Source organism: Sphingobium sp. LB126 (assembly GCF_002795205.1).
Classification (GTDB): Bacteria; Pseudomonadota; Alphaproteobacteria; order Sphingomonadales; family Sphingomonadaceae; genus Sphingobium; species Sphingobium chungbukense.
On record NZ_NETV01000002.1, the window covers coordinates 140,597 to 158,730 of the forward strand.

Sequence of the window (18,134 nt, forward strand, 5' to 3'; positions counted from 1 at the left end):
TCGGACGATGCGACGAAAATCGTCGCTGCATCCGATCAGTCATCGGTGCAGTCGCAGCGTCACGCCGATGGTCCGGGGATCGCTGGGCGTGCCGACGATCAGGCCGCTATTTCCGGCCTGGACGGTGAGGTTCTGCATATAGTCCTTGTCGAACAGATTGCGGGCAAAGGCCGCGACTTCCCAATGCGGCGTGCGATAGCCAATGCTGGCATTGACCAGCGTATAGCCCCGAATGATCGTATAAGCGGAGCCAGTGGCGTCGCCGAGTATCCTGGTCTTGGCATTGGCGTCGGCGCGGAGGAACAGGCTGCCGTCCAGCGACCCGATCGGCATGGGCAGAACATATTCGCCGCCCGCGCTGCCCGACCATTTCGGTAGGCCCGGCAGGCCGTTGCCCGACAGGTTGCAGCTGGTGGTGGCGCTGCCGGTCAGCTCGATGGGGCAGGGACCGCTGGGATAGCTGGCATATCGGCCATCGGCATAGGCGCCCGCCGCGCGCAGCGTCAGATGGTTGCCGATGACGAGGGCCGCATCGAACTCCACCCCCTTGACCGTAACCTTCGGAATATTGGCGAGATAGCTGCGCAGAGCGATCACCGCCGCATTGTCGACGACATTGGCCTGGAAATCAGTGACGCGGGTGTAATAGGCGTCGATGGTGAAGGTCAGGCGCTTCTCGAACCAGCGGGTCTTGAGGCCCGCTTCCCATGTGCTGTTCTTCTCCGGACGGACCGTCACCGTGCTCAGGATCGGATCGTTGGCGGCGTGGCCGGGCACGCCGGCCGGATAGACCGGCAGGCCGGACATATTGATGCCGCCCGATTTCTGTCCCCGCGCGAAGCTGGCATAGGCCATCAGATCATCGTTCAGGCTATAGGAGATATTGGCCCGGCCCGACGCGCTGCCGTCGCCCAGATGGGCGCTGTAGGATTGGGCGCGCAATATACCCTGCGCTTGGGCAGAGGCCGGTGCGCTGCCGCCGAAGGTGCGCAGATCATAGGCGCCGTCCTTCTCCTCATAGGTATAGCGGATGCCGCCGGTGATCGCGAGGCGCGGCAGCGGATGCCAGGTCACTTCGCCGAACACGCCATAGCTTTCGGTGCGGAAATCGGTGGTGCCATTGCTCTGATAACCGTTCAACAGCGCGGCATTGGTCGAATTGAGCAGCCAATAACTGGCCAACGGACCATAGATGCTGATCGGATGGCCGACGATCTTCTGGTTGAAATAATAAAGCCCGGCCACATAGTCGATCGGCCCCGGCGCGTTGGAGGCGATGCGGAATTCCTGGCTATACTGGTCCTGACGAGAGGGGATATGCTGCGTCGTCTGGATGTGCAGGCCGGTATAGTCGCGGTCGTTCGCGGCATCCCATTTCCAGAAGCGCCAGGCGCTGACCGAGGTGACGGTCGCGCTGCCCACCGTCCAGTCGGCGATGGCCGACGCGCCGCCCTCGCTGGTGTCGACGCCCAGCGGAGCATCATTGTCGGTCACGCGGTCATAGGGATGGGTGCTGGGCGGCGTATAGGCGCCGCCGGGTGCGTTGGTGGCGAGCGCCGCATATTGCTGGGCGGCGGGCTTCAGCGTCGGCGCGACGCGCACATGGACCTGCGCGCAGCAATCATTCCTGAACCGAGCCCAGTCCCCGATCAGTCTCAGCGAGAAGTCGGGCGAGGGCTGGAACAGCAATTGCCCCCGGAGCGCATCGTTGTGGACATCATTCTGCATCTCGTTGCGGCGTATATTTTCGATATAGCCGTCCTGCCGGGTGATCGATCCGGACAGGCGGAAGGCCAGCACATCGCCCACCAGCGGCCCCGTGACCGCGGCTTTAGCCTGAAGGAAATCACGGCTGCCATAGGAAAGTTCGGCATTCGCACCGAAATCGAAGCTGGGTTGCCTTGTCGTGATGTTGATGGCGCCGGCGGTCGTGTTCTTCCCGAAAAGCGTTCCCTGCGGCCCGCGCAGCACTTCGACCTGGTCGATGTCGGTAAAGTCGAACGCCGCCGTCGCGGGACGGGCGTGATAAACCTGATCGACATAGACGTCGACGCCCGGTTCCAGCCCGTCATTGGCCTGGCTGACCGCGACGACACTCGACCCCAGGCCACGAATGGTGAAGGCGGTGTTACGCGGATTGGCGGAGGAATAGTTGAGCGAGGGGACGAGTTGGCTCAACTGGTTGGTGTTGACGGTATAGGTTCGATCCAAAAGATCTTTGCCCACTACGGTAAGGGACACTGGAACGGACTGGGCATCCTCGGTTCGGCGGCGGGCAGTGACGACGATGCGGTTCGGGCCGGAATCCCGCGATTCAACCGAAGCTTCGGCCGGCTCCTGATTGGCATAAGCCGGCAATGCAGCCGCCAATGCCGAGATCAGCGACGTTGCGCGGACCATCTTGGACTTCCCCATTCGATTCCCCCTCTGATTTTTCTGAAATGCGGCTTTGCGTGAGGCCAGATGCCATCCATCAACCCATGATCGGGCAACCGACCTCTTCGCCAGTGTCCAAAGGCTTCCGCGTCGAAGCCGACCGTTGCGGCACATTTCGTGGGAGATCGTTCCCACGAGTGCCTCAGGATCGCCGCCACCTATATACAGTGGAATATAGCGTCAACCAAAAAAAAGCGGCGGCGTTCGAGCGCAGCGTTTCGGTGGCTGTTCTGCCTGGAACGGGAAAGCCATCGGCCCGCAGGCGAGAGGGAGAAAATCAGGCGTTGGTCGGCCGGGATTGGTCGCAACCCATATGACGGCAAGAACCAGAGCCAACCAGAACAATATATTTCTGGAATCACTATGTCTTTTCAGGCATGTCAGCAGTAGTAATGGAGGGGGTCATGCAACTGAAATATCTTGTGTTCGTCTCAGTCGCTGCTCTGATCTCGCAACAACCACTTTTCGCTCAAACATCATCAACGCCGACCGCGCAGGGTGATGTTTCGGTCACCATCTACTATAATGATCTGGCGTTGGTGCAGGACGTCCGCCGGATCAGCCTGCCTTCGGGCCGGTCGCGGCAGGAATTCCCCGATGTGTCGGCACAAATCCGGCCGGAGACGGTGACGTTGTCGGGCGACGGGATCGGCATTGTCGAGCAGAATTTCGATTATGACCTGCTCTCGCCGGCATCGCTGATGGAAAAGGCGGTGGGTCAGACCATCACCCTGCTGCGTACCAATCCCGCCACGGGCGTGGAGACGCGGGAGCAGGCGACGGTGCTGGCCGCCAACGGTGGCGTCGTGCTGAAGATCGGCGAGCGGATCGAGGTGCTGCGCGACGACGGACTGCCTGTGCGGGTCATCTTCTCCTCCATTCCACCCAATCTGCGCGCGCGGCCGACGCTGAACGTCACGATGGACGCGGCGCAGGCGGGGCCCCGGCCGGTGACGCTCAGCTATCTGACGCCGGCTATGGGATGGAAATCCGACTATGTCGCGCTGTTCGACGAGAAGGCGAGCAAGCTCGACATGCAGGGATGGATCACGCTCAACAACAGTACCGGCACGACCTTCACCAATGTGCGAGCCTTGCTGGTGGCGGGAGAAGTGGGGCAGGTGCAGCAGCGTTATAACGGTTATGACGGCGGCCGGCCTCAGCCGCTGGGCAACATCGCGGGGACGGAAAGCGGCGGTGGCGAGCAATTGGGCGACTTCCACGCCTATCCGATCGAGGGGCGAACCACGATCGCCAACGCCCAGACCAAGCAGGTGAGCTTCCTTGATGCGTCGGGTGTTCCGGCCATGCGCGGTTATGAATATCGCAACGATTGGATGGAGAGCAAGAATCAGGCCGAAAGCGCCGCGTCCGTGCTCAAATTCTCCAACGCGAAGGCAGCCGGCATCGGCGAGGCGCTGCCCGCGGGAACGGTTCGCGTCTATATGCGCGACACGCGCGGACAGGCGCAGTTCGTGGGCGAAAGCGCCATCCCCCACACGCCGGGCGGATCGACGCTGGCACTGCGCACCGGCGACGCGTTCGACGTGAAGGTGCAGCCGGTTGTGGAGAAGCGTGACGTCATCACCGCCGATGAATGGACGAAGACGGATCGCTGGCGTGTCACCTATTCCGACGGTCGCAAGCTGGAAGGCTATAGCGAGCGGCCCGTCAAATATTATCGCACCCAGATGCGCTACATCGTCACCAATGCAAAGCCGACGCCCGTGAATGTCGATGTGGTCCAGTCCGGCCTCGCTCGCTGGTGGTGGTGGCGCGACCTGCGCATACCGGAAGAGAGCATCAAGGGCGTGCAGGAAACGGCGGACATGCGGCGCTGGGTCGTGCCGGTTCCCGCCAATGGCAAGGTCGAGCTGACCGCCACTTTCCTGACCCCCTGGTAAGCGCGCGGTGATCCGCCTTCCGCGATTGCTGTCGGTCCTCCTGCTGGGGGTGTGCGGCGGCGCGCGGGCGCAATTGCCGGTGGTGATCTCTGCCGCGCCGGACAAGCTGGCGGTGACGCTCTATCGCGATCCCGAACGGAGCGGGCATGCGATCGATCGCGAGAGCCCCGGCTCCTTCGCGCTGGTGGCCGAGACGCGCACGGTGATATTGCCGCCCGGCCCGGCGGTGATCCGGTTCGAGGGGGTGGCGAGCGGCATCGTGCCGCAATCCGCGATCCTGTTCGGCGCGCCCCCGCGCGAGCGCAACCGTGATGCCGCCCTGCTGTCGCAAAAAGGGCTGGTGGATGCCTTCACCGGCCAAAGGGTGATATTGCGCCGCACCGATCCGGCGACTGGCAGGACGGTGGAGGAGAGTGCGACCGTCCGCTCCGCTGCCGATCGGCTGGTGGTGACGACGCCGCGCGGCGTGGAAGCGCTCTATTGCTCCGGCCTGCGCCAGACGCTGCTTTATCCCGAGGCGCCGCCGACCCTTTCCGCCAAGCCGGTGCTGACGATGACGACCAAGGACCAGCCGGGCGGTCGTGCAACGATCACGCTGGCCTATATCGCCACCGGCTTCGACTGGAACGCCACCTATGTGGGTACGTTGGCGCCGGACGGGCAGTCGCTGGGCCTGCTCGGCTGGCTGACGATGGCGAGCGCGGACGATACGAGCTTTCCGGACGCGGCGGCCTCTGCCGTGGCGGGGCGGGTGAACCGGTCGGACGACAGCCGCGACGATACGGGTGCGCAGGCGTTGGAGGAGGCGCGCAGCCTCGATAAGGTCAGCGACTGCTGGCCCGCCGGCACGACCAGCGATGTCGGCTATCGGCCGCTTGTGCCGCTTGCGGTCCCCGCGCCGATGGCGATGATGATGGGAGGCCAGGATATTGTCGTAACGGCCCAGAAGCGGGAAGAGCGTGTGCAGTCGGCGCCCATGGCCCTTTCCGTGGTGGCGAAGGCGGAAAATCTGGGCGATCTCAAACTCTATCGCATACCTGTTCCCGTCACGATCGCTGCGCGGTCGCAGAAGCAGGTGGCTTTCCTGGTCAAGGACAAGGTGAAGGGCAGTCTCCTCTACCGCGCGCAGATGGATTGGGATGAGCCGGGCGAGGTCCGCATGCTGTTCCGTTTCCGTAATCGCAGGGAGGATGGGCTTGGCGATCCGTTGCCGGCGGGGCCGGCGGTGCTGTATCAGGAGAGCCGCTGGGGCCGTATGTATGTCGGGGAAAGCGTGGCGGGCGACAAGGCGGTGGACGAAGAGGTCGAATGGCCCTTCGGCAAGGCGAGTAACCTGACACTGGAACAGGATCAGGCGGAGGACGACAAGGGCGCGCTGCGCCACACGGTGATCGTGCGCAACGCCAATCCCTTTCCGGTGCGGTTCGAACTGGATTTTCCTTCGACGAGCGGCCGGGTCTTCAGCGGTTTTGCCGGCCGGGTGACGGACAAGCCTGGCAAAAGGGTCTGGGCGACGACCGTGCCTGGCAATGGGGAAGTGCGGCTGCGCTTCGCATCCGACGAGCTGAAGGAGTAGGCTGTCCGAACGGCAGCTCAGGGCACCACTTTGCGCTCATGCTCGGCTTTGCCGGGTTGCTCTGGCGGTTCTTGCCGGGCCTGAGCCGCATTGTGAAAGCCGGATTGTTCCCATCCGGATTTCGGAAAGAAACCGTCCCAGGGCACCCGAAGCGAGCGATCGAATGCCCTGGGGACTTTTTGCATCCCATCCCCTGAAACAGGATCAGGCCGCTCGAACGGGAATCCCGGTTCGGGCGCGGACGAATGCGATGTCGAGATCCGACGCCAGTTCCTGCACGATCAATTCGCCACGATCCCGATCGAGCAGGAACCGGCCATAGTCGGAAATCACGGCATCGACGACGCCCGTGCCGGTCAGCGGCAGGGTGCAGCGCTCGACGATCTTGGGATTGCCTTCCTTGTCGTTGTGGCTCATGACCACGACGACGCGCTTCACGCCCGCGACCAGGTCCATGGCGCCGCCCATGCCCTTGATCATCTTGCCCGGCACGGTCCAGTTGGCAAGGTCGCCATTGCCGGCAATCTCCATCGCGCCCAGAATGGCCAGGTCGATATGGCCGCCGCGTATCATGGCGAAGCTATCGGCCGAGCTGAAGAAGCTTGATGTCGGCAAGGTGGTCACGGTCTGTTTGCCGGCATTGATGAGGTCCGGATCGACTTCATCGTCGTAGGGGAAGGGGCCGATGCCCAGCAGCCCGTTTTCGGATTGCAGGACGACCTCGATATCGTCGGGCACATGATTGGCGACCAGCGTCGGGATGCCGATTCCCAGGTTCACGTAAAAGCCGTCCTGAAGCTCGCCGGCGGCGCGGGCCGCCATTTCCTCGCGTGTCCAGGGCATCAGGCGTTCTCCTCTTTGCGCGGCCGCGTGGTTCGAAACTCGATCCGCTTTTCATAAGACGGCCCCTGGATCACGCGGTCGACATAGATGCCGGGGGTGTGGACCTGATCGGGATCGAGCATGCCCGCAGGGACGATCTCCTCGACTTCGGCGATCGTGATCTTGCCCGCGGTCGCCATGTTCGGATTGAAATTCCGGGCCGTCTTCCGATAGACGAGATTGCCTTCCGGATCGGCCTTCCAGGCCTTGACGATGGCGACGTCGGCCCGCAGCCATGTCTCGCGCACATAAAGCGCGCCCTCGAATTCCTCGACCGGCTTGCCCTCGGCCACGACCGTCCCGACGCCGGTTCTCGTATAGAAAGCCGGAATGCCGGCGCCGCCCGCACGGATGCGTTCCGCCAGCGTACCCTGCGGATTGAGCTCCAGTTCCAGTTTTCCAGACAGGTAAAGCTCGGCGAACAATTTATTCTCCCCGATATAAGAGGAGACCATCTTCCGGATCTGGCCATTGTTGAGCAGAGTCCACAGGCCGAAGCCGTCCGCGCCGCAATTGTTCGAGATGACGGTCAGATCTTTGACGCCCTTGCGGAGCAGCCCGGCGATGAGATGTTCCGGATTGCCCGAAAGCCCGAATCCGCCCGACATAATCGTCATGCCGTCAAAGAGGATTCCCTCCAGCGCTGCGTCTGCGTCGGGAAATATCTTGCGCTTTGCCATAAAAACCTCTATCCGTCCGATTATCGGACAAAAGAATCAATAATCGTTTAGTTGCGAAAGGTCAATGCCAATGCCCGCCGCGAGCGAAGCTGCCGATCCGAATTTCATGCTTTCGCTTGCGCGAGGGCTGGGTGTGCTGCGCGTATTCGAGGGGCGGTCCTCACTCAGCATAGCGGAGGCGGCCCGCTTCAGCGGACTGAACCGGCCGAGCGCGAGCCGTTGCCTGCACACGCTCATGCGTCTCGGCTATGTCCGGGAACATGGCGGACGCTATTCGCTGACGCCCAAGCTGCTTCCGCTGGCGGCGGGGTTCCTGACCTCCACGCCTCTGGCCAGCGTCAGCCAGGCGGTCGCCAACGGCTTGCGCGATCGCCTTCAGGAGACTGTTTCCGTGGGCGCGCTCGATCCCTCCGACCCCGGCCGGATCATCTACATCGCCCGCGCCGAGCGCAATCAGGTGATCGCCGCGCCGCTCATGGTGGGCAGCACGCTTCCCAGCCATTGCACCTCGATGGGGCGTGTCATCCTGGCTTCGATGACGAATGGCGCACGCGAGCAATGGTTGTCGGGGGCTGTCCTCGAATCACGGACGGAGCGCACGATCACATCCCCCGACGCCTTGCGCGGAGAGTTGTGCGCGGTCGCAGAACAGCGTTGGAGTCTCGTCGAGGAGGAATTGGAGATCGGGCTGCGTTCGCTTGCGGTCCCGATCCGCGACCGGGACGGCACCACCCTTGCGGCGCTCAACGTCGCGACATTTTCCGACGCGCACAGCCGCGAACATCTGATCGACCGGTATCTTCCCGATCTCAGGGCCGCCGCCGGCCAACTCGAGCGGGCCATCTAAAGCCATCGACCAATTTACAGAACTTCAGGAGCTGACATCATGACACTGCGCCGCGCCGCGATCGTTTCGCCTCTTAGGACCGCCGTCGGGAAGTTCGGGGGAGGGCTGTCTTCCTTCTCGGCAGGCCAGCTTGGCGCCACCATCATCAAGGCGCTCGTCGAACGGAGCGGAATCGATCCCGCACGGGTGGACGACGTCGTCTTCGGACATGGTTATCCCAGCGGCGAGGCCCCCAGCATCGGCCGCTGGTCGTGGCTGGCGGCGGGCCTGCCGCAGAATGTGCCCGGCTTCCAACTCGATCGCCGCTGTGGCTCGGGTCTTCAGGCGATCATCGAGGCGGCCATGATGGTCCAGACCGGCGCTGCCGACGTGGTGGTCGCGGGAGGCGCGGAAAGCATGTCGAACGTCGAACATTATTCAACCGCGCTGCGCAAGGGCACGAAGATGGGCAGCGTCGAACTGCACGATCGCCTCACCCGGGCGCGCCTGATGTCGCAGCCTATCGAGCGGTACGGCGTGATCACGGGCATGATCGAGACCGCGGAAAACCTTGCCCGCGATTATGCGATCACGCGGGAGCAGTCGGATGCCTATGCCGTCCGTTCCCACCAACGCGCCGCGGCGGCCTGGCGGGAGGGCAAATTCGCCGACGAGATCGTCCCGGTCGCCGTGCCGCAAAAGCGCGGTGAGCCATTGATCTTCGACCGGGACGAAGGTTTCCGTGAAGATGCCTCGCTCGAGACGCTTTCGGCGTTGAAGCCCATCGAGGGCGGGGTGGTGACCGCCGGCAATGCGAGCCAGCAGAATGACGCGGCCGCCGCCTGCCTGGTCGTCGCAGAAGACCAACTCGCCAAGCTGGGCCTGGAACCGAGCGGCTGGTTCGTCGGCTGGGCCGCCGCGGGCTGCGATCCCTCGCGTATGGGAATCGGCCCGGTTGGCGCGGTGGACCGGCTCTTTGCACGCACGGGCCTTGGTTGGGACGATATGGACCTCATAGAGCTTAACGAGGCGTTCGCGGCGCAGGTGCTCGCCGTTCTGAGGGCATGGGGCTGGAGTGAGGACGACAGCCGTCTCGACAAGCTCAACGTCAATGGCTCCGGCATTTCCCTGGGCCATCCGATCGGCGTCACCGGCGCCCGCATCGCAGCGACGATGCTGAACGAGATGCGCCGCCGCGATGCGCGATATGGGCTGGAAACCATGTGCGTCGGCGGCGGTCAGGGGCTCGCCGCCATTTTCGAACGCTGACGGCCATGGGCGCGCGACGCGGCCATCACCGCCGCGACCGCCGGAGCGGTCGTCCCGGGATGGCCCGTGGCGACCCTTCTCTCGATACGCGGCGCCGGTCATCAGCTTTCAGGACCGTGCCGCCGCATTCCGCCGCGTGAGACATGCGACCGATGCGGGCGACCCCGCTTCAGATTATCGCGTTGAGCTGACGCATGATTTCCCGGCGTCGCCGTTGGGCCTCGAATCGCGCTCGCTCCGGATCGCCGTCAAGAATAGCCGAAATGATCGCTCGCTTATCGCGTTTCCAGCGTAGTTTACCTTTACTTCCGCCATAGACAGGGCCGTGTGGATATTCGGCATAGTGATGGACCGCCACTCGAGATAGCAGCTCCATGAGCGGCCGATCGACCATCTGATATAATATGTCCAGCATGCTTTGATCGAACTCACTGCGTTGCTGCGCGGTATTCCGATTATCGATCGAACCGACGAGCGCCGCCAATTCGGATCGGAAGGTTGCGTTGGTCGACAGCGCTGCCGCCGCCATGAGTTCGCAATCGAGCAAGGTGATAATGTCGATTGCCTCTGGATGCGCCGAATGATGCAGCGCGAGGAAGCCGGAAATGGCCTGGCTCAGCCCGTCGGCGTCGGGTCGCGTTCCATAATAGCCGCCGCCCGGCCCACGCCGAACCTTCAGAAAACCTTCATGCTCCAGCACGCGCGCAGCCTGTTGCACGGTGACGATGCCCACGCCCAACGCCTTTGCCAGGTCGGGCAACGAGCCGATTTGTGTTTCGGGCGGTTGCGCGATGATCATATCGCGCAGCTTCGCCACTGCGGCCGTCACCAGTCCTTCACGCGAATTTTGCTTGCGGGTGCTCATCTTACTCCTCGTCCGGGCGTCCGGTGGCCATAGCGAATTTGAGCGTCAAAGGCACTCCCGCTGGAATTTTCATATAATGTGCATATTAATGGTTTGATTCTTTCGAATTTGCCATTATTCGAACGAATCATAGTCGATAATAGGCACATTTAGGCAAGGGTTGGGCAGCAGGCTGTTTGGGCCGAACCGGCACCTTGCCCGCGCATGACGAGGGTGGATGGAGTGAAGATCGGCATATTGAGAGAATTGGCGTCCGGTGAGCGGCGCGTTTCGGGTACGCCTGAAACGGTCAAGAAATTCTTGGGCCTGGGGGCGCAGGTCGCGGTAGAGGCGGGCGCGGGCCTGGCCGCTGCGATAGCGGATGCCGATTATGCCGCCATGGGCGCCGTCGTGGGTGATCGTGCCTCAACCGTGGCGGGCGCCGACATCATCCTGGGCGTGCAGGGGCCGGATGTGACCAGCATTTCGGGCGCCAAGCCCGGCGCATGGATCGTCGCGGGCCTCAATCCCTTTGTCGAGAGGGCGCGGATCGACGCCTATGCGGCGGCGGGCTATGAGGCGCTGGCGATGGAATTCATGCCCCGCATCACGCGGGCGCAGTCGATGGATATCCTTTCGTCCCAGTCGAATCTGTCCGGTTACAAGGCGGTGTTGGACGCCGCGTCGGAATATGGCCGGTCCTTCCCGATGATGATGACGGCGGCAGGCACGGTTTCGCCGTCCAAGGTCTTCATCATGGGCGTCGGCGTTGCCGGCTTGCAGGCGATCGCCACCGCCCGGCGGCTGGGTGCGCAGGTGTCCGCGACCGACGTGCGTTCCGCCACCAAGGAGCAGATCGAGAGCCTGGGAGCCAAGGCGATCTTCGTGGAAAGCGTCGCGGGGATCGAGGGTGAGGGCAAGGGCGGCTATGCCACCGAAATGTCCGAGGATTATCAAAGGGCGCAGGCCGAACTGGTGTCCGGCCATATCGCCAAGCAGGACATCGTCATCACCACCGCGCTGATCCCCGGCAGGCCCGCGCCGCGCCTGATTTCGGACGCGCAGATCGCGTCGATGAAGCCGGGCAGCGTGATCGTCGACCTGGCCGTCGAACAAGGCGGCAATGTCGAGGGCGCGGTGCCGGGCGAAGTGGTCGAGCGGCACGGCGTCAGGATCGTCGGGCACAGGAATGTGCCGTCGCGTCTGGCGGCGGATGCGTCGGCGCTGTTTGCGCGCAACCTCTATAATTTCCTCTCGGCCTTCTGGAACAAGGACCAGAATGCGCCGGTGCTGGACGAGGAAATCGGCAACGCCATCCGCGTGACGCAGGGCGGCAGGGTCGTGAACGACCGGTTGCAATCGACGGGGGCAATGCAATGAGTGCACTTAATCCTGATTATCTGTTCGTCTTCATCCTGGCGGCCTTTGTGGGTTTCCAGTTGATCAAGAAGGTATCGCCGCTGCTGCATTCGCCGCTGATGTCGCTGACCAATGCGATCGCGGCGGTGGTGATCGTGGGCGCGATCACGATCACGGGGGAGGAGGGCGCGACGCCGCTCGCCAAGACGCTGGGCTTCATCGCCGTGTTCTGCGCGACGGTGAACCTGGTTTCGGGCTTCATGATCACCGACCGCATGCTCAAGATGTTCAAGCCGCGGGGGAAGTAAGAGATGCACGCTTTCGTACCTTTCGCGGCGATCATCTCCTCGTCGCTGTTCATCCTTGCGCTCATGTGGATGAGCCACCCTTCGACCGCGCGCCGGGGCGTGCGTGCGGGCGAGATCGGCATGCTGATCGCCATCATCGGCGCGCTGGTCCAGCATGAGGTTGTCGATTACAACCTCATCCTCATTGCCATGATCGCCGGCGCGGCTGTCGGTATTCCGATGGCGCTGCTGATGCCGATGACCGCCATACCGCAGCGGACGGCGATTTCGCACGCCTTCGGCGCGCTCGCCGTGGGCCTGATCGGCGCGGCGGAATATTACAAGCATGCCCATGCCGAATATGCGGGCAGCTTCGTCCTGTGGGCGCTGATGTTCGAGATGCTGCTGGGCTTCCTGACCTGCACCGCTTCGGTCATCGCCTTTGCCAAGTTGCAGGAACTGATGGGCAGCCGTCCGGTGTCCTTCGCCGGGCAGCGGGTGGTGAATGGCGGCGTGGCGCTGGCGACCGTGGTGATCGGCGCGATGCTGGCGATCGATCCGACGCAGACCTACCTGTTTCCGGTCTTCGTCGGGCTGGCCCTGCTCTTCGGTATCCTGCTGGTGATCCCGATCGGCGGCGCCGACATGCCGACCGTCATCGCGCTGCTCAACAGCTATGCGGGTCTGGCGGCGAGCGCCATGGGCTTCGCGCTGGGCAACAAGCTGTTGATCGTGGCTGGCGCATTGGACGGCGCGTCGGGCTTCATCCTGGCGGTCATCATGTGCAAGGCGATGAACCGCAGCTTCGCCAACGTCATGTTCGGCGGCTTCGGCGCCGTCGTGGCGGGCGCGGCGGGCGGCAAGGACGACCGGGTGGTGCGTTCGGCTTCGGCGGAGGAAGCGGCGATGCAGCTCGAAAATGCCAGCAGCGTCGTCATCATCCCAGGCTATGGCATGGCCGTGGCGCAGGCGCAGCACAAGGTCAGCGAACTGTATCAGGCGCTCACCAAGAAGGGCGTCGACGTCAAGTTCGCGATCCATCCGGTGGCGGGCCGCATGCCCGGCCATATGAACGTGCTGCTGGCCGAAGCCAATGTGCCCTATGAGCAACTGGTCGAGCTGGATGACATCAACCCCGAACTGCCGCAGGCCGACGTGGCGCTGATCATCGGTGCGAACGACACGATCAACCCGTCGGCGCGCGACGATCCGCAGAGCGCGATCGCGGGCATGCCGATCATCGAGGCGGATCGGGCCAAGTCGGTGTTCGTGATCAAGCGCAGCATGAACGCGGGCTTCGCCGGGATCGACAATCCGATCTATTATAACAGCAACACCCAGATGCTGTTCGGCGACGCCAAGGACATGGTCGGCACCATCGCCAAGGAATTGGCAGGGGGCGGGTCAGGTCTGCATTGATCCTGCCGGCGGGACGGTTACATCCCTCATTTGGGCGGCGTCCAGGTTGGCGCCGCCCCCTTTCGCTGCCATACTCCAGTCCGCGCCTTGATGAAGGAGGTGCCGGCCAGGCATGGCGTGCGTCTCCAGAACCATTGCAATGCGCCAACCCTGCCCCTGCGAGAAGGGACCGATAACGCGGCGCAGCCGGTATCGGGCGACGCCGCGGGCCAGGTCGAAATCGCGCATACCGAATAATATCCGATATACTGGAACCGGTGCGGCGGAGAAGAATTGAGAGCAAACATGCATTGCCGGAGAGGATGCAAGCCATGGAGATTGCCGTGCCTGCGCTTCCTCTCGCTTTCGCCCTGATGCTGGCGGCATCATCAACGGCCCAAAGCGTCGAGCATCATGAAGCGTTCCATGTCGCGTGCGCGCAGGGACGTAGTTTCGGCCTGAGGATCGAAGGGCGGCAGGCACGCGTGCAACTGGCCGACAGGGAATTGCTGCTTGCCCGCAGGCCCTCCTCGTTGGGCCAGCATTTTCGCAGCGCGGAAGCGACGCTGATCATTGACGATGCTTTCGTCGCCTTTGTCCAGCGTGGCGACTGGGATTGGCAAGATTGTCGTATCGACCAGCCTTAAAGTCCAAAATGGTGACGAATCCATCTTGAATTGCTACGCAAAAGGCCTAGCTTGCTGTTACCGCTCTCTTCCCCTTCGAGCGGCACCTCCCTGAACTGGCCCCGCCGTGGAGCATAGCTCCGGCGGGGGTCCTTTTACCTTCGACACAAACGGCCGTCAGGCTGCTGCCGGGAGCGGTAGCATGGCGCTCAATTGGGGGACATGGCCGCTGCGTGCCTGTATCTTGTCCAGATAGGCAAAGATGCTGACCACGGCTTGATCGCCATCGGCGAAATCCTGCCGTTTGGTGTCGAGCACACCGCCCTCCATCAGCGCTTCCAGCGCGGCCCGGCCGCGAGCCACCCGGCTTTTGACGGTACCGATGGCCGTGCCCATGATATCGGCCGCCTCCTCATAGGAAAGGCCGCCCGCCCCGACGAGGATCAGCGCCTCGCGCTGCGGGTCGGGAAGCTGCGTCAGGGCGCGCATCATGTCGCGCAGTTCCACGCTCATATCCTGGCCTGCGGGCGCTGCGAGCTTGCGTTCTGCCACCAGATCGTCCCACTCGCCCACAAATCGCTTGCGCCGCATCTGGCTGAAATGATGATTGCGCAGGATCGTGAAGGTCCAGGCGCGGAAGCTGGTGCCGGCGGCAAAACGGTTGCGCGCCGCCCAGGCCTTGAGCATCGTTTCCTGCACGAGATCGTCGGCGGTATCGGGATTGCCGCAAAGCCCCCGTGCGAAGGCCCGTAAATGCGGGATGGTCTTGCCCAGCTTGTCCTTGAATTCCGCGTCCGGGAGAATGGCCGCCTGTGCTACAACGCTGTTGCGATCTGTCACGCTTTTCTCTCCGTCTTATCGATCGTTGATGGAAAGAACATTTCGGCTTGGTATCGGTTCCCATGCGCGAGGCGCAATAAGGAGAAGACCCCGACAGCAAGGCGCTGACGGGGTCCTTTTTTCTCGAATCGCCCTGCGGGGGAGGAGTGCGACCCGATAAAATGGTTAACGCCCGATCAAGCGAGCGGTTCCGACCCGACGCGCTTCGCCAATGCCACGGCGCCGCCAGCGATCGCGGCGAGCAGGCCGAGCTTGGCGACTGTCTTGATGGCGCCGGATGCGACATAGCCCATTATTGCGCCCTTGACGCCGCTGTCGCCATCCTTCCGGTCGATCGCTGTGCCAATGATGGGGCCGATGATATGCTTCATGATAATGCGCTCCTTGCAAAGAAGGGATAGGGCGGAAAGCCCGCACCGAACCAGCAAACAACGCATGTTGTCCCGAATGGATGCGGATCGGCCGTCCGCTCTCCACCGCTGGCGCCGCGCCATGTTCTTTTGTGCGGCATCGATCCGCCATGGCGGATGGCGCTATCTTGCGAACCGGCCCATCTGCGCGAGGTCATTTCGGATGGTTGTCGCTGCGACTCCCGCCTCGCCCATTGCGTGGCTGATCTGATCGAGGCCTCGCACGACGTCGCCCGCCGCATAGAGGCCCGGGACGCTGGTTCGTTGATGCGCGTCTACCATTATGCACCCGTCCTGGGAAAGATTTGCGGAGAGCTGGTCCGCCAGATCGGAACGGATTCTCGATCCCAAGGCGGGATAAACGCTGTCGAAGGCCAACTCCGCATCGGGGAGGGGAACTATGATCCGGTTATCCCCGATCCGAAGTTGACCGCACGGGCCAGCCTCCATCCGGATACCAAGCTGCTCAAGATGCCCTCGTTCTTCAGGAGAAAGCGCTAGATTTCCGTCAGGCGCGATCAATGTGACGTCCGCCGAGTAGATTCTCAGAAATATCGCCTCGTTATAGCCATGACTTCCCGCCCCGATCACGCCAATCCGGCGGTCGGTGACCTCAAAGCCATCGCAAATCGGACAATAGCGCAAAAGACCTTGTCGCAGTGCCTCCTGGTGGAGTTCGTCTTTGATCGGCGGTCGATTATTGATGACGCCGGTGGCGAGCAGAACCGATCTGGCTTCAAAAGAATGCGCTTTCCCATCGGCCGCGAAAATCCCGTTGTCGCGTCGAACATTCTCCACAATATCCTGATGGATTTCAGCGCCAAACTGGACAGCCTGCCGACGCATCCGTGACAGAAGTTCGACGCCGGTGATGCCGTCGGGAAAGCCGGCGTGGTTCCGTGTCATGGGAATGAGGGCAGCTCGGCTCTCGCCGCCGTCGATCAGCCCCACGGTGAGGTGAAAACGAGCCAGATAAATTGCGGCCGTCAATCCGGCAGGTCCTGCACCGATGATCAGGCAATCCAATGGCTCCATCCCGCCCAAAAGCGTCGATTCATCGCTTGGTTCCATTGAGCGGGCGGACAGGCTGCCAATCATCGCGTGTCGCAGCGATCATGAGGCATCCTTGTTCAGGGGAACAGACCACGCAGTTCGTTGGCGGCGCCCACCCGGCTCAATGCCTCGATCATCGCGGCCGTACGCATGTCGACCTTCTCCGCCTGGGAGCGGCGAAGGGTGCGAGCGAGAGCATCGGTCAAAACGCCCTGCATGCGGCTGTTGATCTCCTCCAGCGGCCAGGTCAGGTTCTGGAGGCCCTGCACCCATTCGAAATAGGAAACGACGACACCACCCGCATTGGTCAATATATCGGGCAGCACGATGATGCCGCGTGCGTCCAGCATATCGTCGGCTTCCAGCGTCGTCGGGCCGTTGGCGCCTTCCGCCAATATGCGGCAATTGATGCGTGAGGAATTTGCCGCTGTGATCTGGTTCTGCAGGGCGCAGGGGGCAAGGATGTCGCAATGCAGTTCCAGAAGGTCGCGGCTGGGAATGATCTCCCCATGGGGACAGCCGAAAAGCTGGCGATGCTGGCGCACATAGTCCTTGAGCTTGTCGACCGGCAGGCCGTTGGGATTGTGCAGCGCGACGCTGACGTCGCTGACGCCGATGATCTTGGCCCCTGCTTCGGCGAGGAAGGTGGCGGCATGCATGCCGACATTGCCGAAGCCTTGCACCACGGCGGTGGCGCCGTTCATGTTCAGGCCGATGTGGCGGCAGGCTTCGCCGACGAGATAGGCCAGCCCCCGGCCCGTCGCCTCGTTGCGGCCCAGCGATCCGCCCAGCACCACGGGCTTGCCGGTCACGACCGAGGGTACGGAATAGCCGACATGCTCGCTATAGGTGTCCATGATCCAGGCCATGACCTGCGCATCGGTGCCCATATCGGGCGCGGGAATATCCTTGTCCGGGCCGATCAGGCTGATGAATTCCGAGGTATAGCGGCGGGTGAGCCGTTCCAGTTCATCCTTGCTGAGCGTCGCCGGGTCCACCCGGACGCCGCCCTTCGCGCCGCCGAAGGGCAATTTCATCAGCGCGCATTTCCAGGTCATCCACATCGAAAGGGCGGCGACCTCGCCTAAACTCACGTCCGGATGGTAGCGCAGCCCGCCCTTGGTCGGTCCCATGGTCAGCACATGCTGCACCCGATAGGCGAAGACGGTTTCGACCTGGTCCTTGCCATCCCGCTTGAAGGGCAGGGCGGCGATCTGGGCGCGTTCGGGGAAGAGCAGCCTTTGCCGGATATTGTCGTCCAGGCCGGAGATATAGGCGGCCTTCAGAAACTGCTGCTGGGCAAGGTGCAGCATGGAGGAGGACCATTCCGCGCCGCGTGCGTGGGTGCGTTCTATCGCATAATGGATGGAGCGGAGCAGCGTGGCGCCATTGATCTTGTCCTTGAGCAGATAATCCTCCGCGCCGTTTTCCACTGCCTTGCTGGCAAGGCCGATATCGTCGAGCGCGCTCTGGACGATGATCGGGGTCCGCATGTCATGGGCACGGACGCGGTAGAAGGTGTCCAGCGCCGTGCTGTCGGGCAATATCAGGTCGAGCAGGACGACATCGATACCGCCATGCGACAGCCGGTCGAGCGCGCCTTCCAGCGTGCCGACCTGGATCACCTCGAACAGGGGATAGTCCGAACGGCTGAGCAGCTTCTGGATGAGGCGCGAATAGACCGGATTATCTTCCACCAGAAGAACGGTGATGCGCTTGTTCGCCATGACATTCTACTCCATCG

The 18,134-nt window shown here is 62.8% G+C and carries 16 protein-coding genes; 8 read left to right on the top strand and 8 right to left on the bottom strand.

Features of this window, described 5'->3' with window-relative positions:
* Positions 1-39: 39 nt before the first annotated feature.
* Positions 40-2,415 (bottom strand): TonB-dependent receptor, encoded by a 2,376-nt coding sequence (locus tag CAF53_RS16975; RefSeq protein WP_242443498.1) that lies wholly within the window; start codon positions 2,413-2,415, stop codon positions 40-42.
* Positions 2,416-2,840: 425 nt separating this feature from the next.
* Here CAF53_RS16975 and CAF53_RS16980 point away from each other — a divergent pair, with 425 nt between their 5' ends.
* Both CAF53_RS16980 and CAF53_RS16985 read left to right on the top strand, forming a co-directional pair.
* Entirely contained in the window at positions 2,841-4,340 is a 1,500-nt protein-coding gene (locus CAF53_RS16980) for a DUF4139 domain-containing protein (RefSeq protein WP_100238955.1), read from the top strand.
* Positions 4,341-4,347: 7 nt separating this feature from the next.
* Complete coding sequence (locus CAF53_RS16985; RefSeq protein ID WP_100238956.1) at positions 4,348-5,916, top strand: hypothetical protein; 1,569 nt, start codon at positions 4,348-4,350, stop codon at positions 5,914-5,916.
* A 204-nt stretch (positions 5,917-6,120) separates the two neighbouring features.
* On the opposite strand, the gene CAF53_RS16990 is transcribed toward CAF53_RS16985, so the two are convergent.
* A complete protein-coding gene (locus tag CAF53_RS16990; protein WP_100238957.1) occupies positions 6,121-6,759 on the bottom strand; it encodes a 3-oxoacid CoA-transferase subunit B in 639 nt (212 codons plus the stop codon).
* The gene (locus tag CAF53_RS16995) at positions 6,759-7,478 is read right to left on the bottom strand and encodes a CoA transferase subunit A (protein ID WP_197707465.1); all 720 of its coding nucleotides are present in this window, start codon (positions 7,476-7,478) and stop codon (positions 6,759-6,761) included. The genes CAF53_RS16990 and CAF53_RS16995 overlap by 1 nt, the downstream gene beginning before the upstream one ends.
* A gap of 70 nt (positions 7,479-7,548) precedes the next feature.
* Between CAF53_RS16995 and CAF53_RS17000 the strand changes: the two genes are divergently transcribed.
* Together CAF53_RS17000 and CAF53_RS17005 are read left to right on the top strand one after the other, a co-directional pair.
* Positions 7,549-8,325 carry an IclR family transcriptional regulator C-terminal domain-containing protein gene (locus CAF53_RS17000; protein WP_100238959.1) on the top strand — a complete coding sequence of 259 codons (777 nt, stop codon included), beginning with the start codon at positions 7,549-7,551 and terminating at the stop codon, positions 8,323-8,325.
* A gap of 39 nt (positions 8,326-8,364) precedes the next feature.
* The gene (locus tag CAF53_RS17005) at positions 8,365-9,573 is read left to right on the top strand and encodes an acetyl-CoA C-acetyltransferase (RefSeq protein ID WP_100238960.1); all 1,209 of its coding nucleotides are present in this window, start codon (positions 8,365-8,367) and stop codon (positions 9,571-9,573) included.
* Between the two features lie 169 nt (positions 9,574-9,742).
* On the opposite strand, the gene CAF53_RS17010 is transcribed toward CAF53_RS17005, so the two are convergent.
* On the bottom strand, positions 9,743-10,306 hold the full coding sequence (locus tag CAF53_RS17010) for a GntR family transcriptional regulator (RefSeq protein ID WP_347337867.1): 564 nt from the start codon (positions 10,304-10,306) through the stop codon (positions 9,743-9,745).
* A 354-nt stretch (positions 10,307-10,660) separates the two neighbouring features.
* On the opposite strand from CAF53_RS17010, the gene CAF53_RS17015 reads away from it, so the two are divergent.
* From CAF53_RS17015 to CAF53_RS17030, 4 genes are all read left to right on the top strand, one after another.
* Positions 10,661-11,797, top strand: coding sequence for an NAD(P) transhydrogenase subunit alpha (locus CAF53_RS17015; protein ID WP_100238961.1), 1,137 nt, complete (start codon positions 10,661-10,663; stop codon positions 11,795-11,797).
* Positions 11,794-12,084, top strand: a complete 291-nt coding sequence (locus CAF53_RS17020; protein ID WP_046763759.1) for an NAD(P) transhydrogenase subunit alpha — start codon at positions 11,794-11,796, stop codon at positions 12,082-12,084. Before CAF53_RS17015 ends, CAF53_RS17020 begins: the two co-directional genes overlap by 4 nt.
* Positions 12,085-12,087: 3 nt before the next feature.
* The gene (locus tag CAF53_RS17025) at positions 12,088-13,482 is read left to right on the top strand and encodes an NAD(P)(+) transhydrogenase (Re/Si-specific) subunit beta (RefSeq protein WP_046763760.1); all 1,395 of its coding nucleotides are present in this window, start codon (positions 12,088-12,090) and stop codon (positions 13,480-13,482) included.
* Between the two features lie 311 nt (positions 13,483-13,793).
* The gene (locus CAF53_RS17030; RefSeq protein ID WP_197707467.1) at positions 13,794-14,108 is read left to right on the top strand and encodes a hypothetical protein; all 315 of its coding nucleotides are present in this window, start codon (positions 13,794-13,796) and stop codon (positions 14,106-14,108) included.
* 156 nt (positions 14,109-14,264) lie between these two features.
* On the opposite strand, the gene CAF53_RS17035 is transcribed toward CAF53_RS17030, so the two are convergent.
* The 4 genes from CAF53_RS17035 to CAF53_RS17050 all read right to left on the bottom strand — a co-directional run bounded on the left by CAF53_RS17035 (position 14,265) and on the right by CAF53_RS17050 (position 18,117).
* Entirely contained in the window at positions 14,265-14,927 is a 663-nt protein-coding gene (locus CAF53_RS17035; RefSeq protein WP_046763763.1) for a sigma-70 family RNA polymerase sigma factor, read from the bottom strand.
* Positions 14,928-15,103: 176 nt separating this feature from the next.
* Positions 15,104-15,298: a hypothetical protein gene (locus CAF53_RS17040; protein ID WP_046763764.1), complete on the bottom strand. Its 195-nt coding sequence runs from the start codon at positions 15,296-15,298 to the stop codon at positions 15,104-15,106.
* A 162-nt stretch (positions 15,299-15,460) separates the two neighbouring features.
* A complete protein-coding gene (locus CAF53_RS17045) occupies positions 15,461-16,372 on the bottom strand; it encodes an NAD(P)/FAD-dependent oxidoreductase (protein ID WP_100239526.1) in 912 nt (303 codons plus the stop codon).
* Positions 16,373-16,467: 95 nt separating this feature from the next.
* Positions 16,468-18,117: a Glu/Leu/Phe/Val dehydrogenase dimerization domain-containing protein gene (locus tag CAF53_RS17050; RefSeq protein WP_100238963.1), complete on the bottom strand. Its 1,650-nt coding sequence runs from the start codon at positions 18,115-18,117 to the stop codon at positions 16,468-16,470.
* Between the last annotated feature and the right edge of the window lie 17 nt (positions 18,118-18,134).